Source organism: Bartonella numerosa, assembly GCF_037070845.1.
In the GTDB taxonomy this organism is placed as follows: Bacteria; Pseudomonadota; Alphaproteobacteria; order Rhizobiales; family Rhizobiaceae; genus Bartonella.
Window position 1 is genome coordinate 12,953 of sequence record NZ_JAYMZI010000004.1, and the last position, 22,789, is coordinate 35,741.

Annotated in this window: 16 protein-coding genes; 14 read left to right on the forward strand and 2 right to left on the reverse strand. The window is 42.2% G+C overall.

Translation table 11 applies throughout. The features are described from left to right. Nucleotides 1-74 precede the first annotated feature (74 nt). The 9 genes from WCP75_RS02730 (at nucleotide 75) to WCP75_RS02770 (ending at nucleotide 11,603) form a co-directional block, all read left to right on the forward strand. Nucleotides 75-1,088 (forward strand): DNA-directed RNA polymerase subunit alpha, encoded by a 1,014-nt coding sequence (locus WCP75_RS02730; RefSeq protein ID WP_336276729.1) that lies wholly within the window; start codon nucleotides 75-77, stop codon nucleotides 1,086-1,088. Nucleotides 1,089-1,114: 26 nt separating this feature from the next. Further along, a complete protein-coding gene (rplQ, locus tag WCP75_RS02735; protein WP_336276730.1) occupies nucleotides 1,115-1,543 on the forward strand; it encodes a 50S ribosomal protein L17 in 429 nt (142 codons plus the stop codon). A 285-nt stretch (nucleotides 1,544-1,828) separates the two neighbouring features. Then, the gene (locus WCP75_RS02740) at nucleotides 1,829-3,184 is read left to right on the forward strand and encodes a DegQ family serine endoprotease (RefSeq protein ID WP_336276764.1); all 1,356 of its coding nucleotides are present in this window, start codon (nucleotides 1,829-1,831) and stop codon (nucleotides 3,182-3,184) included. 7 nt (nucleotides 3,185-3,191) lie between these two features. Next, complete coding sequence (locus WCP75_RS02745; protein WP_336276731.1) at nucleotides 3,192-4,505, forward strand: replication-associated recombination protein A; 1,314 nt, start codon at nucleotides 3,192-3,194, stop codon at nucleotides 4,503-4,505. Nucleotides 4,506-5,092: 587 nt separating this feature from the next. Beyond that, nucleotides 5,093-6,136: a recombinase RecA gene (gene recA / locus WCP75_RS02750; RefSeq protein ID WP_336276732.1), complete on the forward strand. Its 1,044-nt coding sequence runs from the start codon at nucleotides 5,093-5,095 to the stop codon at nucleotides 6,134-6,136. Nucleotides 6,137-6,310: 174 nt separating this feature from the next. Continuing rightward, a complete protein-coding gene (alaS, locus tag WCP75_RS02755) occupies nucleotides 6,311-8,974 on the forward strand; it encodes an alanine--tRNA ligase (protein ID WP_336276733.1) in 2,664 nt (887 codons plus the stop codon). A 204-nt stretch (nucleotides 8,975-9,178) separates the two neighbouring features. Beyond that, nucleotides 9,179-9,373, forward strand: a complete 195-nt coding sequence (locus WCP75_RS02760) for a hypothetical protein (protein ID WP_336276734.1) — start codon at nucleotides 9,179-9,181, stop codon at nucleotides 9,371-9,373. Between the two features lie 304 nt (nucleotides 9,374-9,677). Further along, nucleotides 9,678-10,616, forward strand: coding sequence for an RluA family pseudouridine synthase (locus WCP75_RS02765; protein ID WP_442894942.1), 939 nt, complete (start codon nucleotides 9,678-9,680; stop codon nucleotides 10,614-10,616). A gap of 204 nt (nucleotides 10,617-10,820) precedes the next feature. Continuing rightward, nucleotides 10,821-11,603, forward strand: coding sequence for an ATP12 family chaperone protein (locus WCP75_RS02770; protein WP_336276736.1), 783 nt, complete (start codon nucleotides 10,821-10,823; stop codon nucleotides 11,601-11,603). A gap of 324 nt (nucleotides 11,604-11,927) precedes the next feature. Here the strand turns inward: WCP75_RS02770 and glnA are convergent, their stop codons facing one another. After that, a complete protein-coding gene (gene glnA, locus WCP75_RS02775) occupies nucleotides 11,928-13,337 on the reverse strand; it encodes a type I glutamate--ammonia ligase (protein ID WP_336276737.1) in 1,410 nt (469 codons plus the stop codon). 614 nt (nucleotides 13,338-13,951) lie between these two features. Beyond that, nucleotides 13,952-16,867: an excinuclease ABC subunit UvrA gene (gene uvrA / locus WCP75_RS02780; protein WP_336276738.1), complete on the reverse strand. Its 2,916-nt coding sequence runs from the start codon at nucleotides 16,865-16,867 to the stop codon at nucleotides 13,952-13,954. A 214-nt stretch (nucleotides 16,868-17,081) separates the two neighbouring features. Here uvrA and ssb point away from each other — a divergent pair, with 214 nt between their 5' ends. The 5 genes from ssb to WCP75_RS02805 all read left to right on the forward strand — a co-directional run bounded on the left by ssb (nucleotide 17,082) and on the right by WCP75_RS02805 (nucleotide 22,244). Further along, nucleotides 17,082-17,600, forward strand: a complete 519-nt coding sequence (gene ssb, locus WCP75_RS02785; RefSeq protein WP_336276739.1) for a single-stranded DNA-binding protein — start codon at nucleotides 17,082-17,084, stop codon at nucleotides 17,598-17,600. Nucleotides 17,601-17,822: 222 nt separating this feature from the next. Continuing rightward, nucleotides 17,823-20,594, forward strand: a complete 2,772-nt coding sequence (gene gyrA / locus WCP75_RS02790) for a DNA gyrase subunit A (protein WP_336276740.1) — start codon at nucleotides 17,823-17,825, stop codon at nucleotides 20,592-20,594. 33 nt (nucleotides 20,595-20,627) lie between these two features. Then, the gene (gene coaD / locus WCP75_RS02795; protein ID WP_336276741.1) at nucleotides 20,628-21,146 is read left to right on the forward strand and encodes a pantetheine-phosphate adenylyltransferase; all 519 of its coding nucleotides are present in this window, start codon (nucleotides 20,628-20,630) and stop codon (nucleotides 21,144-21,146) included. Beyond that, nucleotides 21,136-21,708, forward strand: a complete 573-nt coding sequence (locus WCP75_RS02800; RefSeq protein WP_336276742.1) for a peptidylprolyl isomerase — start codon at nucleotides 21,136-21,138, stop codon at nucleotides 21,706-21,708. Before coaD ends, WCP75_RS02800 begins: the two co-directional genes overlap by 11 nt. A 23-nt stretch (nucleotides 21,709-21,731) precedes the next feature. Beyond that, nucleotides 21,732-22,244 (forward strand): peptidylprolyl isomerase, encoded by a 513-nt coding sequence (locus WCP75_RS02805; RefSeq protein ID WP_336276743.1) that lies wholly within the window; start codon nucleotides 21,732-21,734, stop codon nucleotides 22,242-22,244. Nucleotides 22,245-22,789: the final 545 nt, after the last annotated feature.

Genomic DNA, 22,789 nt, shown 5'->3' on the forward strand with positions numbered 1-22,789 from the left:
CAGAGTCTTCTCTGGTGTTCACATTGTTTGTCACGATTGAATGGTGGCGAAGCTAAAAGAACGGGAATAAAAATATGATCCAGAAAAACTGGCAAGAACTTATAAAACCCAATAAAGTTGAGTTTTATACGCACGATAATCCGAATGTTTCTAGTATGGTTGCGGAGCCTCTTGAGCGGGGGTTTGGTTTAACGTTAGGGAATGCGCTTCGTCGCGTGTTATTGTCGTCTCTTCGCGGTGCTGCAGTTACTGCTGTGCAGATTGATGGTGTGTTGCATGAATTTTCGTCAATTCCGGGAGTTCGTGAGGATGTTACGGATATCATTTTGAACATCAAAGAAATTGCTATCCGTATGGAAGAAGAAGGGGCTAAGCGCGTCGTTGTTTTTAAAGAGGGTCCTGGGGTTGTCAAAGCTGGAGATATAAGTGTTGTTGGTGATATGGAGATTTTAAATCCTGACCATGTTATCTGTACTCTTGATGAAGGCGCTGAAATTCGTATGGAGCTTATTGTAAATACGGGGAAGGGCTACGTTCCATCTGATCGTAATTGTGCTGACGATGCGCCGATAGGTCTCATCCCAGTGGATAGTCTGTATTCTCCAATTCGTAAGGTGTCTTACAAAGTGGAGAATACTCGTGAAGGTCATGTCCTGGACTATGATAAGTTGACGTTAACTGTTGAGACGAACGGCGCTGTTAATGGGGAAGATGCTGTCGCTTTCGCAGCGCGGATTCTTCAGGATCAGTTGTCGCTGTTTGTCAATTTTGAAGAGCCTCAAAAAGAGGTTGTTGAAGAATCTGCTTCTGAGCTTGCCTTTAATCCCGCGCTTCTTAAAAAGGTAGATGAATTAGAGCTTTCTGTTCGTTCAGCAAATTGTCTGAAAAATGATAATATTGTTTACATCGGTGATCTCATTCAAAAGACGGAAGCTGAAATGCTTCGAACACCAAATTTTGGGCGAAAATCGTTGAACGAGATTAAGGAAGTTTTGGCGTGTATGGGACTCCATCTTGGTATGGAAATTTCTGCGTGGCCGCCTGAGAACATTGATGATCTCGCTAAACGCTATGAAGATCAGTATTAAAATTAGGATTTAAGGAGAAAGAACTCATGCGCCATAATAGGTCAGGCCGTAAGTTGAACCGTACTGCTAGTCACCGTAAGGCGATGTTTGCAAATATGGCAGTTTCGTTGATCGAACATGAGCAGGTTGTAACGACTCTTCCAAAGGCAAAGGAAATTCGTCCTATAGTAGAAAAATTAGTTACGCTTGGTAAGCGTGGGGGGCTGCACGCTCGTCGACAGGCGATTTCAACCGTTCGCGATGTTGGAAAAGTTGCAAAGTTGTTTGATGTGCTCGCTCCACGTTATGCCTCGCGAAATGGTGGATATCTACGCATAATGAAAGCAGGCTTTCGTACCGGTGATAATGCCCCTATGGCCGTCATAGAGTTTGTTGATCGTGATGTTGATGCGAGGGGTGCTGTGGATCGTGTGCGTATAAAGGACGCGGTAAAGGAGAAGGAATCTTCTCAGTAAAGTGTTTTTTTGTATTTTAAAGGGCCGTCTTTCAAGGCGGTCTTTTTTTTTAATATTTGGAGTAACTTCCATTTTAGCAGTAAAAGCAAATAGAAAATTATACATATTGAATTATTTGACTAGTTATAATATTTGCTCTCAGATGGGGTGTCTTGCTCTAAACAGATGGATTAAGGCTTTCAGCTAGTGGAGGGGAAGAATTTTCATCCTATCGGAGACAACGTTGTTTTTTACGAGGAATGAATGATGAAACATTTTCTTTTTGCGTGGTTTTTAGCGGGTGTTATGGTACAAACATCACTTTGTAGCGCGTATTCTAAGGTTCCGCAAACACAGTCAGAGATTACTCTTTCATTTTCTCCTTTGGTTAAGAAAACCATTCCATCTGTTGTAAATATTTATGCAGCTCGACAAATTAGAGCGCGCTCGCCTTTTGACGGTGATCCATTTTTTGAACAATTTTTTGGCCGTTACCGGAGTAACCAGCCGTTACGTACTCAATCATCGTTGGGATCTGGAGTTATTGTTGATACACGCGGTCTGATTGTTACCAATTATCATGTCATTAAGGATGCAAACGAAATTAAAGTTGCCCTTTTTGATGGACGGGAATTCGAGAGCAAGGTTATGCTGAAGGATGAAGCAACAGATATTGCGGTGCTAAAAATTGATGCAAAGGATACTAAATTTTCTGCTCTTCCTCTAGGAAACTCCGACGTCGTTGAAGTTGGAGATCTGGTTCTTGCAATTGGAAATCCGTTTGGTGTTGGACAAACTGTTACAAGTGGGATCGTTTCGGCGCAAGCGCGTACACGTGTTGGTGTTTCTGATTTTGATTTTTTTATTCAGACAGACGCTGCCATTAATCCGGGTAATTCGGGTGGTGCTTTAATTGATATGAAAGGGCAATTAATTGGAATTAATACGGCTATTTACTCGCGTTCAGGTGGTTCCGTCGGAATTGGCTTTGCCATTCCAGCAAATCTTGTAAAAGTAATGCTCGATACTGTTGATCGTGGGGGAAAGTATTTTTTACCACCCTATATTGGTGTTTCATTTCAGGCCGTTACACCTGATATTGCTGAGAGTTTAAATTTAGAGCATCCTTACGGTGCTCTTGTTGTTGAAGTTATAAAGGATAGTCCCGCTGCAAAGTCTGGTTTGAAGGTAGGTGATGTTATTCTAAGTGTAGAAGGGATACGGGTTGACGGTCCTGATACCCTTGGATATCGTTTTATGGTAGCTGGTGTTGGGCAGAGCCTTTCCCTGGAATATTTGCGAAGTGGAAAAGTTCATAAAGCCAAAGTGACTGTTTCATCAGTTTCAGAGTCTGCCTTTTTAAAATCTGAAAAAATTGTTGATGGGGGGCCCCTTTCTGGTATTGAAGTGTTGGATCTAACACCACAAAATAGCTGGCGTTTTCATCTTCCCACGAGCGTGAGGGGGGTTGTGATTGCCAATATCGACGAAATGAGTGGTGCTGCGGAAATTTTTCATTCTGGTGATATTTTGCGTGTAGTGAATGGCCAGAAAATTCAAACAGTCAGTCAGTTAAAAAAGATTCTTGTAAAAAATCGTCCGCATATTTGGCAATTGGAATATGAACGCGACGGAATGTATATTCGCCAATTTATTCGATGAGGTTTTTTTGAATAAGGATCTTTTTACTTCATTTCCCGATCTTCACGTTGATAAAAATCGGCCGTTGGCAGAAAGAATGCGTCCTCGCTCTCTTAATGATGTGACGGGACAGAGGCATCTGGTTGGGGAAGGGGGGGTGCTTTCGCGCATGGTAAAAGCTGGTTCGTTTAGTTCAATGATTTTTTGGGGTCCTCCAGGGACGGGAAAAACAACAGTTGCACGTTTATTGGCACTTGAAACGAATTTTGCTTTTGAGCAAATCTCCGCTATTCTTGCTGGAGTTAACGAGCTTAAAAAAATTTTTGAGGGAGCCCGGGATCGTTTTGCATCTGGACACAAAACGCTCTTATTTGTCGATGAAATTCATCGCTTTAATCGTGTTCAACAGGATAGTTTCTTGCCTTTTGTGGAAGATGGTACCGTGGTTCTTTTAGGTGCAACAACTGAAAATCCTTCGTTCGAGCTTAATGCTGCTCTTCTTTCTCGTGCACGTGTTTTGACATTCTTTCCCCATGATGATGAAAGCTTGGGGGAGCTTTTAAAACGTGCTGAAGAAGTGGAAGGAAGACCTCTGCCGCTGGATGATAATGCTAGGAATGTTTTGATAAGGATATCTGATGGTGATGCACGGGCAGCGTTAACGCTAGCGGAGGAAATTTGGTGTTCTGCAAGACCAGAAGAAATATTCGATGCTGCAGCCTTGCAAAAAATTACTCAGCGTCGTTCTCCAATTTACGATAAAGGGCAAGATGGTCACTATAACCTCATTTCTGCATTGCATAAATCCATTCGTGGATCTGATCCTGATGCTGCACTCTACTATTTGGCGCGTATGTTTGACGCAGGCGAAGACCCTTTATACATTGGACGAAGGTTAGTTCGTATAGCTGTGGAAGACGTTGGTTTATCGGATCCACAGGCTCTCGTTGTTTGTAATGCAGCAAAGGATGCTTATAATTACTTAGGGTCACCTGAGGGGGAATTAGCTTTAGCACAGGCATGCATTTATGTAGCGACTGCACCAAAATCAAATGCAGCATATCTCGCTTATAAGGCAGCTATGCGCTGTGCGCGTGAAAATGGTTCTTTGCCTCCCCCCAAGCATATTCTTAATGCACCTACAAAATTCATGAAGGAAGAAGGGTATGGGCATGGTTATCGCTATGACCATGATGAGCCAGACGCTTTTTCAGGGCAGGAATATTTTCCTGAAAAGCTCGGGCACCAAATTTATTACCGGCCACAAGAGCGTGGTTTTGAACGTGAGATCGCTAAGCGTCTCGAGTGGTGGAAAAAATTGCGAAAAAAACGCAGCAATTGAAGTTTAAAAACATGCTTCAAAATAAAATACTATCTAGGATAAATTTCATTACTTTAGAGCTTTTGCTTCAGCTACGTGGCTGTTGTTTCGCCAGAAAGCTAGTTCCCTAGTCAACTTTTATTTTTTTAAAACAGAAGTTTTGCTTTTTGTACGATCAGAGTATTATAAAATCGTTTGTGCATCTATAATTGCATGGGCTACTACATTTAGTGATTTAAGTCGCGCGCTGTGTTACATGTTTTTTGTGATTGATATCTTTTCATTATCAAAGATACAGTTAAAAAGTGAGCTTATTTTTATGAGAAAGCGTTAAAACCGTATATGTAAAGCATTTTATAAAAGTCTAAACTGTTTCTTCTGGGAGGAAGATTATGAGCGTATAAAGTTTCTGTTCTTTACTGAAACTCGCTTTTTGTCGTAAAAGAGGGGGGTGGTCTTCTTTGAAGGTGTTGATCGGGGATATGGGTGCGATATGTGGTAAGAAAAATTGACATAGCCTGTGAAAATCTGAACTCAAGGCTTTGGCCGAGTTAAAACGACAGTGTACATTGGATATTGGATTACTTTGATTTAATAAGGATATAATTGTGGATAAAAAAAAGGCTCTGGATGCTGCTTTGTCACAGATTGAGCGTTCTTTCGGTAAAGGTTCTATTATGCGCCTTGGGCAGAAGGAACAGGTCGTTGAGATTGAAACAGTTCCGACAGGTTCGTTATCGTTGGATATTGCTTTAGGTGTAGGTGGGTTACCAAAGGGGCGCATTGTTGAAATTTATGGACCAGAAAGTTCTGGAAAAACGACACTGGCCCTTCATGTTATCGCCGAAGCACAGAAAATTGGTGGGGTTTGTGCTTTTATAGATGCAGAACATGCACTTGATCCAATTTATGCGCGTAAGCTTGGTGTTGATTTAGAAAATTTGTTTATTTCTCAGCCAGATACTGGTGAGCAGGCGCTGGAAATTACCGAGACACTTGTCCGTTCTGGTGCGGTGGATGTTCTTGTTGTTGATTCAGTTGCTGCTTTAACGCCACGCGCAGAGATAGATGGTGAAATGGGAGATGCTTTGCCGGGTTTACAGGCTCGATTGATGAGTAAGGCTCTGCGAAAATTAACGGCATCGATTTTTCGCTCTAATTGCATGGTTATTTTCATCAATCAAATTCGCATGAAAATTGGGGTGATGTTTGGCTCTCCTGAAACGACGACGGGTGGAAACGCATTGAAATTCTACGCTTCTGTTCGTTTAGATATTCGTCGCATTGGGGCGATTAAAGATCGGGATATGGTTGTTGGAAATCAAACACGTGTCAAAGTGGTAAAAAATAAATTAGCACCTCCATTCAAGCAGGTCGAATTTGATATTATCTACGGTGAAGGCATTTCCAAATTAGGTGAATTGATTGATTTAGGAGTTAAAGTTGGTGTTGTTGAGAAATCCGGCTCGTGGTTTTCTCATAATTCTCAACGTTTAGGGCAAGGGCGCGAGAATGCAAAACAGTTTTTACGCGAACACGCTGAGGTTGCTGCGGAGATTGAGGCGGCTTTGCGCCAAAACGCGGGTTTGATCGCTGTTGAATTATTAGAAAATACAGGGGCAGAAAATATAGAGACTGATGAAACGGTTTGACGGGGTATTTGTTTGAATAGAGCTCTTTTATTGGGGGGCCTGTTTTATTTTTTTTAATTCTAAAAATTCTTGTTTTTCAATGTATTTTCTGTTTTTGATCGAGTAACTCTGCGGACGGCAGAGAGGATATTTGGTTAGAGGCATTTTTTTATACTGTATTTTGCAGGTATCAATATGAATAGTGTTAATAGCATCCGGTCAACTTTTCTGGATTATTTTCGTCGTAATGGGCATAAAGTTCTCCCTTCTAGTTCGCTTGTTCCACGCAATGACCCAACGCTGATGTTCACAAATGCGGGAATGGTGCAGTTTAAAAATGTATTCACTGGATTTGAGCAGGGTTCTTATAAAAAAGCAACAACTGCACAGAAGTGCGTCCGTGCGGGTGGAAAGCACAACGATCTTGATAATGTTGGATATACGGCGCGCCACCATACTTTTTTTGAAATGTTAGGAAATTTTTCCTTCGGTGATTATTTTAAAGAAGAGGCAATTTTTTTAGCATGGCGCCTTTTGACGGAGGAATTTTGCCTTCCAAAGGACAAATTATTGGTGACAGTCTACCATAGTGATGATATCGCTGCGAAATTTTGGCAAAAAATTTCAGGTCTTCCAGACGAAAAAATTGTCCGTATTGCAACGGCTGATAATTTTTGGGCAATGGGAGAGACAGGCCCGTGTGGTCCTTGTTCAGAGATCTTTTATGATCATGGTGATGCAATTTGGGGGGGACCACCCGGAAGTGCTGATGAGGACGGGGATCGCTTTATTGAAATTTGGAATCTTGTTTTCATGCAATATGAACAAGTGACTAGGGAGGAATGTGTTGAGCTGCCTCATCCTTCTATTGATACGGGGATGGGATTGGAGCGTGTTGCCGCTGTTTTGCAAGGTGTTCATGACAATTATGACATCGATCTTTTTCGTGCGTTAATTTCTGCGTCACAGGAGCTGACAGGGGTTAATGCAACCGGTGATTTTTCTGCTAGCCACCGTGTAATTGCTGATCATCTCCGTTCGTCCGCATTTTTGATCGCTGATGGTATTCTCCCTTCTAATGAAGGTCGGGGGTATGTTTTACGTCGTATCATGCGCCGTGCTATGCGCCATGCTCACCTCCTCGGAGCTAAAGAGCCTTTAATGTGGCGCCTTTTTCCGACTTTAATTCGTGAAATGGGGCAGGCTTATCCTGAGTTGGTGCGCGCTGAATCCTTAATTTCAGAAACGTTAAAGCTGGAAGAAGTACGTTTTCGTAAAACTCTCGAACGTGGACTTAATTTGCTGAACGAAGAAAGTATAAATCTCGAAGAAGGGGACCACTTCAGTGGTGAAACCGCCTTCAAACTTTATGACACCTATGGTTTTCCACTCGATTTGACGCAAGATGTGCTCCGCCGCCGCGGTATATCAGTTGATGTTGATGCATTTGACAAAGCAATGCAGCATCAAAGAGAAGAAGCACGTGCCAATTGGTCTGGTTCTGGTGAGGCTGCGACCGAAGCGATTTGGTTTTCTGTTCGAGATCAGGCTGGAGCCACAGAGTTTTTAGGCTATGAAACAGAAAAAGCCGAAGGCGTCATCACAGCTTTTGTTTGCGATGGGAAAATCATTGATCGTATTTCTCTAGGTCAAAGAGCTATGCTTGTCACCAACCAAACACCTTTTTATGGAGAATCTGGTGGGCAGGTCGGCGATAGCGGCACAATTTCCGGTGAACACTTCATCTTTGAAGTTCACGACACCCAGAAAAAAGCTGACGGTATTCTCGTACATGTCGGAGAAATTAAGTCTGGTCAAGCGAAGATGTCTGATCGTGTGGAGTTGGTTGTTGATATCGCTCGTCGTAGAAAAATTCGCGCGAATCACTCCGCTACCCATTTATTGCACAAAGCCTTACGTCAAGTGTTGGGATCTCACGTTGTACAAAAGGGTTCTCTTGTATCACCGGACCGGTTGCGGTTTGATTTTTCTCATCCAAACGCAGTTTCTTCACGAGAACTGAAAGAAATAGAAGACCTAGCAAATGATATTGTTTTGCAAAATAGTATAGTAAAGACACGTCTCATGACAGTTGATGATGCGATTTCTGAAGGGGCGGTAGCGTTGTTTGGTGAAAAATACGGAGATGAGGTTCGCGTTGTTTCTATAGGAGAGAAATTAGGGATAGGAAAGCCTAAAGACTATTGGTCGGTTGAACTTTGTGGGGGTACACATGTGAAGAGAACAGGGGATATTGGTTTGATTTATATCACTTCTGAGAGTTCTGTGTCTTCCGGTGTTCGCCGTATTGAGGCTTTGACGGGTGAAACCGCGCGTCTTTATCTTCGTCTCCAAGATAAACAAATCTGTGAAATTGCTGATCTTCTGAAAACGTCCCCTGTTGACGTAGAAAAACGTGTGCAAATTTTGCTTGACGATCGTCGTAAACTTGAGAAACAGTTAAACAATGCACGCAAAAAAATTATGTTGAATGGTAAGTCCTCGAAGGATGATCAAGAAGATATCGCCATCGTTAATGGTATTTCTTTTATAGGTCGTGTTGTTGAAAATATTCCACCACGGGACCTCAAGGCTGTAGTTGACTCTGGGAAGAAGAAGATTCGGTCTGGAGTTGTCTCTTTCATCAGTATTTCGGAAGAAGGAAAGGCGAGTGCTGTTGTTGGCGTTACTGATGATCTAACCAATAGATTTAATGCTGTTAATTTAGTTCGCATTATTTCTGGTATCTTGGGTGGTCAAGGTGGTGGCGGTCGTCCTGATATGGCGCAAGCTGGTGGACCTGAAGGAGGGAAGGCTGAGGAGGCTATTTTGGCGCTAAAAACTTTTCTTGGGGGATAAAACTTCGCTTTTTTATTATACTTTCCATGAAAGTAGAATAATTTATTACCGGTTGTTTCGCGGTCTGCGTTGTGCGATAGTGTGCAGAGAGGGCTGTTGGGCATGTCGTGCTGTTAGCAGTATGTGGGTTACGCTAGCGATTTAACTGAGGCAGTCAGATAGCGCCTCTACACTAGGCGATCGGTGTGTTCTTTGGTAACAAGAATGCGGGAAATAACGTTAAAAATACAAAAAAGTCGAAATGCTAAGATCGTGAAAGCAGGAATGACCTCTGATTTGCTAGAAACAGAATTGATCACATGCTTAGCTGTAGCAGGTTCCGCGGCGATGGAATCGGAAGACGGTCAATACAATACAGGGATGGCACGGATAAAAAGGGGCACGTTTCTTCCTATTTAGATGAATGAATGCATGAATACAGTTTTTAACGGGGACACAAACAATACCTTTGGACGAACATCGTTAGCATGATGATCCTCAATCGTTATAATTATCTTTGAGCTAATAAAATTAAAAGATAGATAGGTACAACCTAGTGTATTAGCTGTATGTTTGCTTGGCGATGCTAATTCTGTTTTATTTATAGGATATAGATTTTCCGTTCGTAGGGATTCGGAAAAAAGCTGATGGATCCAATTGATATGGCAAGGAAGTCATCGTGGTCGGGATAAAAACAAAGAAGATTAAAACAGATGAAACTGGAATGCGCTTAGATCGCTGGTTCAAAGTGCATTACCCAGGACTTGGGTTTGGACCTTTACAGAAATTGCTGCGTTCTGGTCAAATACGGGTTGATGGTTGTCGTGTAAAAACGTACACGCGCCTCCTCACAGGGCAAACTGTTCGCGTTCCGCCTTTATCAATTAATAAAGAGGAGAGACTTTCTGTAACGGATAAGACTATTCGTGAGCAAGATGATAGAATCATTTTAAAAAAAATGTTGCTCTATGAAGACCAAAAAATTTTTGTTTTTAACAAACCTGCCGGGTTGGCTGTACAAGGCGGTTCTGGTTTAACACGACATATAGATAGTATGCTCGAGGCGTGGCGTAATAAGAAAGGTGAAAAACCACGCTTGGTCCATCGTCTCGATCGTGAGACATCGGGTGTCCTTGTTGTTGCTCGATCGAGGGGGGCTGCTCAAGCTCTGACCGCTGCTTTTAGAGCGCGAGAAACAAAAAAGGTCTATTGGGCGCTCGTTCGGGGAATTCCTAAAAAAAAGCAGAATAAAATTTCGACATGGATGGTTAAAGATATAAGTGCACAGGGTGATAAAATGCGTGTTTGCGAACATGGAGAACCGGATGCCAGCCATGCAGTTTCCTATTATCGTGTTTTGGATACGCGGGGGCGGGCTATTTCATGGCTTGAAATGGAGCCTTATACAGGTAGAACACACCAACTGCGTGTACATGCTGCACATATGGATCATCCTATCATTGGTGATTCAAAGTATTTTTTTTGTGATAATAACTGGAATCTGCCGGGGGGAATTCAAAATCGGCTTCATCTCCATGCACGTCGTATTCGTATACCTCATCCTTCGGGAGGTATATTGGATGTCGTTGCGCCTTTACCTCCTCATATGGTACAAAGCTTCAATCTTTTGGCCTTTAATGAAACTGATGGTGAAGCAGAATGAAAAAAGGTGCAGATTACATCATCTCATAGTAGGAGAAAGTCCTCTGCTATCAAGATGTTTATCTTCGTTACGCGTGTGAAGTATGCTAGTATAACCGCGGTTATATATCTTCAGGGTTGTCAAATTTGTTTATCTTGCGGAGACAAGCGCGGTTCTTTGTCGAAGAATCAGTGAATTTGTTAAAAAAGCGATAGGTAAAGCAGTATGCGTGAAATTTTTGATCATCTTGATAACCCTTTAGACGGCGATGACGTTGTCAGCAAAACACAAAAATCATTACGTCGTCCATTGCCAAAACGGTTTTATAGAGAAGTAAAAATTACGTGCGAAGAAGGAAGATTCTCTATATTATTGGATAAAGTCCCGATTCAAACGCCGGCAAAGCGTTGTTTTTTCGTGCCAACAGAATCGCTGGCAGCGTTAGTAGTACAGGAATTTGAGAGCCAAAAAGAAGTTATCGATCCGGCAAAAATGCCGATTACGCGTCTTGTTAACACTGTCATTGATGGCATAGCAGATGATATGCAGCCTGTTTTTGAAGATTTACTGCGTTTTGTCGCATGTGATATGGTTTTTTATCGTGCGCAAACACCAAAAGAACTGGCGCAAAAACAACGTGAGCAATGGGATCCTTTACTAGATTGGGTAGAAGAAAAAATTGGTTCGCGTTTCAATTTGACAGAAGGACTCATGCCTGTTGAACAACCAAGGGAAGCTATTCAAGCGGTGAGTAACTATTTGCGCAGGATAGAATCTCCTTATGTGCTTGCAGCATTTCACACGATGACGACTTTGACAGGATCAGCACTTATTGCTCTTGCTGTTTTTGCGGGAAAAATTGACCCAGATCATGCTTGGGATATCGCACATTTTGACGAAAACTGGACGATGCGACAATGGGGCGCTGATAAAGAGGAGACATCACGCCTGGCCAACAAAAAAGCCGAATTTAATGCAGCTGCCGTGATTTTTAAGACTTTGTTGTAAAGCAGTACATACGTGCTAATTTTTCTGGTGCAATGGATCAGTTCTATTACCGCCGAGATAGGGTGGTTTTTGTTTTCCGAGTGTGTGAAATATTTTATCGGTTCCGTTGGAACTTTTTAGTGTAGCTATTGTTGCAGAAAACGACAACGACTCCAATCTAGGTAGGGCGACTTTAACACTTATTGCTGAAAGCCTAATTAGTTTGATTGGCTTTTGTCTGAGCTTTTAAAAGGGCGCTTTGCTTTCTTAGAAAAAACACCGGATAAAAATGGAGACTTTTTATGGATCTCCATTTGTTCACAGCTTTAAAACAGAACTAATCCCTTAAGTGGAGTAGTACATATCAAATTCGATGGGGTGTGGTGTTGTTTCGTAGCGCAAGACTTCTTGCATCTTTAATTCGATAAAGGAATTAATTTGATCATCATCGAAAACATCGCCGGCTGTGAGAAAGCCACGGTCTTTATCGAGCTCTTCAAGCGATTCTCGCAGGCTTCTCGAGACCTTTGGGATTCCTTTGAGTTCTTCTGGAGGAAGATCATAGAGGTTTTTATCCATAGCCTTGCCAGGGTGAATCTTATTTTTTATACCATCGAGGCCAGCCATTAAGAGTGCTGAAAAAGCTAGATATGGATTTGCCGTTGGGTCCGGAAAACGAATTTCTATACGTTTTGAATTTGGCGAATGACTTATTGGAATGCGGCAAGACGCAGAGCGGTTGCACGAAGAATAAGCAAGGAGGATGGGGGCTTCATAACCAGGAACCAAACGTTTATAAGAGTTTGTAGATGGGTTGGTAAAGGCATTGATTGCTTTTGCGTGCTTAATAATGCCACCGATAAAGAATAAGCATGTCTTTGATAATCCAGCATATTCATCGCCTGAAAAAGTCGGTTTACCATCTTTCCAAATGGATATGTGCACATGCATACCCGAGCCATTGTCACCGAAAACTGGTTTTGGCATGAAGGTTGCTGTCTTTCCATAACTATTTGCTATTTGGTGCACAACATATTTAAAAATTTGCATCTTATCGGCTTCGCGAATTAAAGTATCAAAACGAATTCCAAGTTCGTGTTGTGCTGCAGCTACCTCGTGGTGGTGCTTTTCAACTTGGACACCTACGCCTTTCAGTGTGGTAAGCATTTCAGAGCGCATATCTTGACAGGAGTCTATCGGAGGAACAGGAAAATAACCTCCTTTCATCCGTGGACGATGAGCAAGGTTTCCCATCTCGTATTCGGTATCGTCGTTTGATGGCAGTTCATTAGAATCGAGTCTAAATCCGGTATTGTAGGGATCGGTTTTATAACGTACATCATCAAAGATAAAAAATTCAGCCTCTGGGCCTACATTAATCACATCTCCTATTCCTGAGGACTTCATGTAAGATTCAGCCCTCTTGGCTATAGAACGAGGATCCCTGCGGTAGAATTTTTTAGAAACAGGGTCAAATACATCACAAAATATAGCCAAAGTAGATTGAGCAAAAAAAGGATCGATATGCGTTGTCTCTGTGTCCGGCATTAGCACCATGTCAGACTCGTGGATTGTTTTCCACCCAGAAATGGAAGATCCATCAAACATGACGCCATCGCTAAACGTATTCTCGTTGATTTCTGCAATATCCATTGTAACATGATGCAACTTTCCCCGTGGGTCGGTAAAACGTAAATCGACAAAACGTATATCGTTATTCGCAATCTGTTTGAGAATATCTGATGCTGTTGTCATATTCTTTTTCCTTTTTGGGTTGAGGAGGATAAAAGGGTAAAAAATTTGCGAAGTCAAAGAGCTTTAATTTCTGATTCTTTAGTGCCGGTACAGTTGGTTCCGTCAATAAAAGAAACAACACCCCCCGTATTTGGCACCAACCTTCTAAGTTGCTTTGCACACCACGCCGGCAAATCTTCCTAACTCTCCACCAGCAAAAACAAATTTGATTTTTACCTTGTACAAAAGACCAACGACGTATTTGGCCCACAGAGCCCCATATGCTTCCCTGGATAGCAAACCCCCCTTCATTCCATTGATTAAGGCCAATGTGGCTCGATTTTTTCATACCAAAATTATTTCCAACTTTATTTTACCTTTTCTGCTTCTGCGCTATCCTACATTCATATTAGCGGTGTATGCTAACAGACGCTCTACTATACGAGAAAGCAAAAAATCACAGAATAATGCGTTCTTTCTTTTTGAAAAAGAATCACATTACAAATAAAAGCAAACTATTATTTATTCATAATGCAGGAATTTTATAATAATTGCAAAAAACAGGGGTAACATGATAAAAGCGCTTAAATTTACGTTTTGTCGTTCACTATGTATCCTATAACTCCACTAATTTTTTAAATCCCGCGGTTATGTAGCTGCTGACGTAGTAAAACTTTTTTTAAAAATTTTCCAGTATGAGATGTGGGAACGTTGATTATATCTTCGGGGCGCCCGCTTGCGACGATTTCACCGCCACAATCGCCGCCTTCTGGTCCTAAATCAATGATCCAGTCAGCCGTCTTTATCACATCGAGGTTATGTTCAATCATTGCAATTGTATTACCTTGTTCGACGAGTTCATGCAGTACCTCAAGGAGTTTAGCAATATCGTGAAAGTGCAGACCGGTTGTTGGCTCATCTAAGATGTAAAGTGTGTGTCCCGCTGTTCTACGCGAAAGCTCTTTGGCAAGCTTTACACGTTGGGCTTCACCACCAGAGAGCGTTGTAGCCTGTTGTCCCACTTTTATATAGCCAAGCCCAACTTTTATAAGAGTTTTCATTTTATTGTGGATAGCAGGAATAGCTTGAAAAAATTCCTCCGCTTTTTCGATTGTCATATCCAGAATATCTGCAATAGACTTCCCTTTAAATTTTACTTCCAACGTCTCTCGATTATAACGTTTTCCTTGGCATATATCGCAAGTTACGTAGACGTCAGGCAAAAAATGCATTTCGACTTTGGTAACTCCATCACCCTGGCATGCTTCGCAGCGCCCTCCTTTAACATTAAATGAAAAACGTCCGGCTTTATAACCACGAGCCTTCGATTCCGGTAGTTCAGCAAACCATTCGCGGATTGGGGTAAATGCACCTGTGTATGTTGCAGGATTAGAACGTGGAGTACGACCGATAGGTGATTGGTCGATATCAATGACCTTGTCAATAAATTCTAATCCTTCAATTTTATCGTAAGTCTCTGGGTTATGGTGACTGCCCATGATATGATGTGATGCAGCTTTGAAAAGAGTCTCGATGAGCAACGTTGACTTTCCTCCTCCTGAAACTCCTGTTATGCAAGTGAAGGTACCAAGAGGGATACTTGCACTTATATTTTTGAGATTGTTGCTTTTCGCACCTATAATTTTAATCATTTTTGATTTTAATATCTCACGTCGTTGAGCTGGTACTGTGATCACCATTTTTCCTGAAAGATATTGACCTGTGATAGACGAGGTATTTTCTATAATTTCCTGCGGCGTACCTTGAGCTATGATTTCTCCGCCATGAACGCCCGCAGCGGGGCCAATATCAATGACATGGTCCGCGGTGAGAATGGCGTCTTCATCATGCTCAACGACAATAACTGTATTACCGAGATCTCGCAGATGATGCAGCATTTTTAGGAGGCGCTCATTATCGCGTTGGTGTAGACCAATGGATGGTTCATCCAGAATATAAAGGACCCCCGTGAGTCCTGAGCCAATTTGTGATGCTAACCGAATACGTTGACTTTCTCCGCCCGAAAGTGTGCCAGAACTCCGAGATAAGGTGAGATATCCAAGCCCTACGTGATTTAAAAAAGCCAAGCGTTCGCGTATTTCCTTTAAAATGCTGACCGCTATACTACGTTGCTTTTCAGTTAAATATTGCTGAACGTTAGAAAACCAATCATCTGCTTTTAAGATGGAGAGTTCTGATATTTGTCCAATATGCGCTCCATGTATTTTGACAGCCAGTGCTTCTGGTTTTAGGCGGTAACCGTGGCAAGCTGGACAGGAAAAAGAAGACATATAATGCTCGATTTCTTCACGCAGCCACATGGAATCTGATTTTTGCCACCATCGTTCCATACTCGGGACGATTCCCTCAAAATATTGGATTGCTTCATCTTCGTGCAAATTATTCTTACGGTTAGGAAGATTTTTTTTTCTTTTTGTGCCATACAAAATGGCGTGTTGCGCTTCATCTGAAAGTGAGCACCACTTATCTTCAAGATTGAAGTTATAAATTTTTCCCAGTAGTTCTAAGTTATTGTTACGAGAAAATAAAGAGGACTTAAACCAGGGAACGATTGCTCCAGCTTTTAAGGTAAGATCTTTATCGGGGATGATTTTATTTAGATCTATCACCTTTTTTGTTCCTAACCCGTCACAAACAGGGCAAGCACCAAAGTGGTTATTAAATGAAAATAATCGTGGCTCGATCTCAGGGATAGAAAATCCTGATATGGGACAAGAAAATTTTTCCGAAAAAACAAGCCGCTTATGTGTTTCATTGCTTGATCTATTGGCGGAATCTTTTGCGTTTTCTTGTCGCATCAGAGGGTGATCTGCCATTTCGGCGATAACAATTCCATTTGCCAAGTTTAAGCACGTCTCTACACTATCAGCCACGCGAGATGCAATACCACCGCGCACAACGAGACGATCGACTACTACATCTATGTCGTGTTTGTATTTTTTATCGAGGGGAGGGACATCAGAAATTTCGTAAAATTTTCCGTCAACTTTAGCACGTTGGAAGCCTTTTTTTAAAAGTTCTGTCAGCTCTTTTTTGTATTCTCCTTTTCGCCCTCGGACTAGGGGAGCCATAATAAAAACTCGCGTACCTTCTGGTAAATCCATAATTTGATCTACTATCTGGCTTACCGTCTGGCTTTCGATGGGAAGTCCTGTAGCAGGAGAATGAGGGGTGCCGGCGCGCGCAAAGAGGAGGCGCATGTAGTCGTAAATTTCCGTGACAGTTCCTACTGTCGAGCGGGGATTTTTACTGGTGGTTTTTTGTTCAATAGAAATAGCGGGAGAAAGTCCCTCTATTTTATCGACATCCGGTTTTTGCATTACTTCTAAAAATTGACGCGCATAAACAGAAAGGCTTTCAACATAGCGGCGCTGTCCTTCGGCGTAGATTGTATCAAAGGCTAAGGATGATTTTCCGGATCCAGAAAGCCCCGTTATCACAATCATTTTGTCACGAGGAAGGTCCAAGCTGATATTTTTAAGGTTATGCTCACGTGCGCCATGAATAGAAATATATCTTTGATGGGTCATGTCTATCCTTGACATATATGACAAAATTAACATCCAGGACAGAATAGGACTGTTTATTTAGAATTACAATATTAGTTAAAAGAAGAGTAGGGTGCAAATTTCGTAAGAAAATAGAGCGAAGGTAGCAGCTTTTTGTTTTCATCAATAGAATAAACTGTATGTTGTTGTCATATTTTGTTATAATAATAAAATTTACAATTTTGGAGTTTATACCATGGCTGGCAGCCTTAATAAAGTTATTTTGATTGGTAATTTAGGCGCGGACCCTGAGATCCGCCGTTTGAACTCTGGCGATCAGGTGGCGAATTTGCGTATTGCTACTTCAGAAAGTTGGCGCGACCGCAGTACAAGCGAGCGCAAGGAGCGTACGGAGTGGCACAGCGTCGTCATTTTCAATGAAAATCTCATAAAAATTGTAGAACAATACGTAAAAAAAGGAAGTAAAATTTACGTTGAGGGTCAATTGCAGACACGCAAGTGGCAAGATCAGAACGGAAATGACCGCTATACGACAGAGATTGTTTTGCAAAAGTATCGTGGTGAATTGCAAATGCTTGATGGGCGGGGGGCAGCAGGTGGGGAACAACCGCAAGGAACAAATCAGCAGAGCGGGAATTACGGCAGTGGCGGCTTTGGCGAGAGTGGTCCAGGTCAGAGAAATGCTTTTGGTCAAAATAGTGAATTTTCCGAAGAAAGTTTTTCACACAAGCTAGATGACGATGTGCCATTTTGATGGTAATTTTAGGTTTACTATTGTCGTTACTTTCATTTTTTTCTTGCTTGGGCTCAAAAAGAATATGTGGGGGTCGTTTTGCCTAAAATTTTCAGTGCAGATAGATCCACTTATTGAATATTGTTGAACTTTTTCTCTATTGTAGGAGGGAAGTTGGTATTTTGATACATTTTTAGATATAAAAAAGGGTGAAGTGATTCTTTTTTTGAAAGTCTTAAAATTGTGACTGATTTGACTCCACTATCAGAACGTGATGCGCTAAATGGTGTTGAACCAGTTAGCATAGTTGATGAAATGCAGCGCTCTTATCTCGATTATGCGATGAGTGTGATCGTGTCGCGTGCACTTCCTGATGTGCGTGATGGGCTTAAACCTGTTCATCGACGCATTTTGCATGCTATGAACGAGATGGGACTTTCATTCAATAAGTCCTATCGTAAATCTGCGGGTGTTGTTGGCGAAGTTATGGGGAAGTTTCATCCTCATGGCGACGCTTCCATTTATGACGCGCTGGTGCGCATGGCGCAGGATTTTTCTTTGCGAAATCCGTTGATTGATGGTCAGGGAAATTTTGGTTCTGTCGATGGCGATCCACCCGCTGCAATGCGTTATACGGAGTGTCGTTTAGAAAAAGTTTCAGAAGAGCTTTTAACTGATATTGATAAAGATACTGTCGACTTTCAGGATAATTACGACGGGCGTGAGCGTGAGCCCGTAGTCTTACCGGCACGTTTCCCTAATCTTTTGGTCAATGGGTCAGGGGGTATCGCTGTGGGGATGGCGACGAACATTCCACCTCACAATCTTGGTGAGGTTGTTGATGGCTGTGTCGCGTTGATTGACAATCCTAATATAACGCTTGATGAAGTGATTGAAATTATCCCTGGCCCCGATTTTCCCACAGGTGGTATTATCCTTGGTCGTTCTGGTATCCGCTTGGCTTATGAAACGGGGCGCGGTTCTATTATCATGCGCGCCAAGGTTGATATTGAAGAAATCCGTAATGGCCGCCAGGCGATTATTGTAAGCGAGATACCTTATCAAGTTAACAAAGCGGCGATGATTGAAAAAGTAGCTGAATTGGTGCGGGAAAAACGCATCGAGGGAATTTCTGATTTGCGTGATGAATCTGATCGCGATGGGTATCGTGTCGTTATTGAGCTGAAGAAAGATGTTGTCGCAGATGTTGTTCTAAATCAACTATATCGTTATACACCGCTGCAAACTTCGTTTGGCTGTAATATGGTTGCGTTAAATGGGGGGAAGCCTGAACAAATGACGTTGCTTGATATGCTTCGTGCGTTTGTTCTTTTCCGGGAAGAGGTTGTAAGCCGGCGAACGAAATATCTATTACGCAAAGCGCGTGAGCGTGCGCATGTTTTGGTTGGTCTCGCAATTGCTGTCGCCAATATTGACGAGATTATAGCATTAATTCGCAAAGCGTCTGATCCACAGGTAGCACGTGCGCAGTTGATGGAGCGACGTTGGTTAGCTGCTGATGTAGCGCCCTTAATAAAACTTATTGATGATCCTCGTCACGTCATTCATCAGGATAGCACCTATAATTTATCTGAAGAGCAGGCGCGTGCTATCTTGGAACTGCGTTTGCAAAGGTTAACAGCGCTTGGGCGTGACGAGATTGCTGATGAATTGAACAAAATTGGGACAGATATTACTGATTATCTTCATATCTTGGCGTCACGTTCGCGCATCATGGATATTGTTAAAGATGAATTGAACACCCTTCGCGAGGCGTTCGCAACTCCTAGGCGTACGATATTTGGCTCTGGTAGCGCCGAGGTGGGCCACGAAGATCTGATTGCATCAGAAGATATGGTGGTAACAGTTAGTCATAGTGGTTATATTAAGCGCGTACCTCTCAGTACGTATCGTGCGCAGCGACGCGGGGGAAAAGGGCGTTCTGGTATGTCCACAAAAGACGAGGACTTTGTGACGCGTCTATTCGTGGTTAATACGCATACACCAGTTCTTTTCTTTTCATCTCGTGGTATCGTCTATAAGGAAAAAGTTTGGCGTTTGCCTATTGGTACGCCGCAGTCTCGCGGGCGGGCTCTGATCAATTTGCTTCCCTTGCAGCAAGGTGAGCGCATAACGACTATCATGCCTTTACCAGAAGAAGAGGGAAGTTGGCGCGCGCTTGATGTCATGTTTGCGACGACGCGTGGGACCGTGCGTCGTAATAAACTATCAGATTTTGTTCAGGTCAATCGTAATGGCAAAATTGCAATGAAACTTGATGAGGAGGGAGATGAGATCCTTTCCGTAGAAACTTGTACGGAGCAAGACGACGTGGTCCTTACTACTTCCAATGGGCAATGCATTCGTTTTCCGGTTACCGAGGTCCGCGTATTTGCTGGTCGTAGTTCGGTGGGAGTACGCGGTATCAATTTGGCGCAGGGCGACAAGGTCATCTCTATGACTATATTACAACATGTTGAGGCAACATCAATTGAACGGTCTGCTTATGTTAAACGTGTAATTAATGAGCGGCGCGCAATTAGTGCAGATTCCGAGGATATTTTAACTCTTGATGAAGATGATGAGGGAGTCGAAATAGAGTTGACAGATGAGCGCTATGCAGAGCTAAATTCTCGAGAGCAAATGCTTTTAACCGTTAGCGAATTTGGCTATGGAAAGCGATCTTCCTCGTATGAGTTTCGTATTTCTGGACGTGGTGGAAAGGGAATTCGTGCAACTGATACGTCTAAAACAGCAGAAATTGGTAAGTTGGTGGCAGCGTTCCCAGTAAAGGCACAAGATCAAATTATGTTAGTGTCAGATGGGGGGCAGCTTATTCGCGTTCCCGTCGCCGGTATCCGTATAGCTGGCCGCTCGACTAAAGGTGTAACAATCTTTAATACAGCTGAGGGAGAAAAAGTGGTGTCTGTTGAGCGTATTTCTGAATCTGAAGATGATGTTAATCAACTAGACAACGAGTGCGGCGAGGGTCCCGGTACAACTGACTCTGATTGAATACAGATAGTTTTTTAGGTGATGAGGTAAGTAATGAGAATTGCACTTTATGCAGGTTCTTTTGATCCTCTTACAAACGGCCACCTTGATGTTTTAAAGGGTGGTTTGGTTCTAGCTGACAAGGTTGTTGTCGCTATAGGTATTCAGGCTAAAAAGACGACGCTATTTAGTTTTAAAGAACGTGTTGATTTGATTGTACAAGTGAGGGAGGATTTGTTAAATGTAGGTCCTGACCGGGTGCAGGTTATCCCATTTAATAATCTCCTAATTGATAAGGCCCGCGAAATTGGCGCTTCGTTTCTTATTCGTGGATTACGCGATGGTACTGATCTTGATTATGAAATGCAAATGGCAGGGATGAACGGCATTATAGCTCCTGAATTGCAGACTATTTTTTTGCCAGCGAGTGTTTCTGGGCGGGCGATAACCTCTACGCTGGTGCGTCAGGTTGCCTCTATGGGTGGAAATGTTTCGCCTTTCGTGCCCCAAAATGTTGCGCGAGCCTTGCGCTCAAAATTTCAATCTCTCGGAGAAAGTGGTCGTGTATCGTAAAATTTTTGCTATTTGGGCATGTATTTTTTTCTTTTTTTCATTTAGCACTTTAGCAAATGATTCTAACGTTCTTGTTTTGTCTATGAAAAGTGGCGATGTTTTTATTCGTCTGCGTCCCGATTTGGCTCCCAAGCACATTGAGCAAATCAAAAAATTAGTAGAAGAAGGTGCCTATAACAACGTCGTATTTCACCGCGTTATTCCTGGCTTTATGGCTCAGACTGGTGACGTAAAATTTGGAAAAAAAGGTAGTGCGAATTTTGATTTCAAGCGTGTTGGAACGGGGGGATCAAATTATCCTAATATACCGGCAGAATTTTCGAAGCAGCCATTTAAGCGTGGCACTGTTGGTATGGCGCGTTCGCAGGATCCTAATTCAGCAAATTCTCAATTTTTCATTTGTTTCGATGATGCTGATTTTTTAAATGGTCAATACACCGTCGTTGGAGAAGTCGTAAAGGGAATGGAGGTCGTTGATAGAATTAAAAAAGGTACTGCTAGCAACAATGGGGCTGTAAAAAATCCTGATGCGATCGATGCTGCCTATTTACAAGCTGAATGAGTGAGTTAAAGGAGTGGAGCTTTATGGTGGAAACTAAAAATACGGAAAACATATTAGTTTTTGAAACAACAAAAGGCAAAGTTGTTATTGAGCTTTTTGCTGATTTAGCTCCGGGCCACGTTGCACGTGTTAAAGAACTTGTACGTGAGGGCGCTTACGATAATGTTGTATTTCACCGTGTCATAGACGGTTTTATGGCTCAAACTGGCGATGTAAGATTTGGAAAAAGAGACGGCAAGGATTTTAATTTGTCACATGCTGGCATGGGAGGATCAAACAAGCCGGATTTAGCAGCAGAATTTTCAAATCTCTCTCACGAACGTGGAACAGTTTCTATGGCTCGCAGCCAAAATCCGAATTCCGCTAATTCACAATTTTTTATCTGCTTTGCAGATTCTCCTTGGCTGAATCGCCAGTATTCCATATGGGGGCGAGTCATTGAGGGGATGGAAAATGTCGATAAATTAAAGCGAGGTGAGCCTGCTGCAGATCCCGATACACTTATTAAAGCTACAATCGCTTCGGACATGGGATAGTGCAAAGTATCGTAGAAATGCCCTATCTGTTACTGTTTTAAACGTCGTAAAAAATGTAATTTATCCCGTTTGAATATGGCAAATTAATTCTGGCTTTCTCATTGAAGGGATTGGTGTTGTCCTGGTTCGTGTTTTTTAAAACGGATACAACACGATTTTTCGACTGTTTTCTTTAATTATTTGCTTATAAAAGGAAGACGTCAGTTCTAGGGTCGTGAAGATTGTTGGGGCGCTGTAATTGGATTCTTCGTCGGTGTTTTCTGTGATCTCAGAAATATATTTTCTGTTTGTTACATAAGAGCAGAAAAAAATCATGGGCCTTTTGTGGCGGCTAAAATTTTAGAGCTAACTTTTCTTTGATTAAAGAGGTTTCAGGTCCACTTAGAAATTGTTCTCGTTGCAAAAATAAACGCAAGGGCCTTCTCACTCATAAAAGTAAAAAATGCGCTTCGGTTTTGTGCGCCAATAAATTGCTTTAGCGTCATTTTTGGTAAAAAAGTACAAAAGCAAGGTTAAGATTTGCTGTTGCTGAAACAATAGATATG

Coding starts and splice junctions, on each gene's coding strand:
- WCP75_RS02730 (WP_336276729.1), top strand. CDS start 75: ATGATCCAGAAAAACTGGCAAGAACTTATAAAACCCAATAAAGTTGAG.
- rplQ (WP_336276730.1), top strand. CDS start 1,115: ATGCGCCATAATAGGTCAGGCCGTAAGTTGAACCGTACTGCTAGTCAC.
- WCP75_RS02740 (WP_336276764.1), top strand. CDS start 1,829: ATGGTACAAACATCACTTTGTAGCGCGTATTCTAAGGTTCCGCAAACA.
- alaS (WP_336276733.1), top strand. CDS start 6,311: ATGAATAGTGTTAATAGCATCCGGTCAACTTTTCTGGATTATTTTCGT.
- WCP75_RS02760 (WP_336276734.1), top strand. CDS start 9,179: ATGCGGGAAATAACGTTAAAAATACAAAAAAGTCGAAATGCTAAGATC.
- WCP75_RS02765 (WP_442894942.1), top strand. CDS start 9,678: ATGCGCTTAGATCGCTGGTTCAAAGTGCATTACCCAGGACTTGGGTTT.
- WCP75_RS02770 (WP_336276736.1), top strand. CDS start 10,821: ATGCGTGAAATTTTTGATCATCTTGATAACCCTTTAGACGGCGATGAC.
- glnA (WP_336276737.1), bottom strand. CDS start 13,337: ATGACAACAGCATCAGATATTCTCAAACAGATTGCGAATAACGATATA.
- uvrA (WP_336276738.1), bottom strand. CDS start 16,867: ATGACCCATCAAAGATATATTTCTATTCATGGCGCACGTGAGCATAAC.
- ssb (WP_336276739.1), top strand. CDS start 17,082: ATGGCTGGCAGCCTTAATAAAGTTATTTTGATTGGTAATTTAGGCGCG.
- coaD (WP_336276741.1), top strand. CDS start 20,628: ATGAGAATTGCACTTTATGCAGGTTCTTTTGATCCTCTTACAAACGGC.
- WCP75_RS02805 (WP_336276743.1), top strand. CDS start 21,732: ATGGTGGAAACTAAAAATACGGAAAACATATTAGTTTTTGAAACAACA.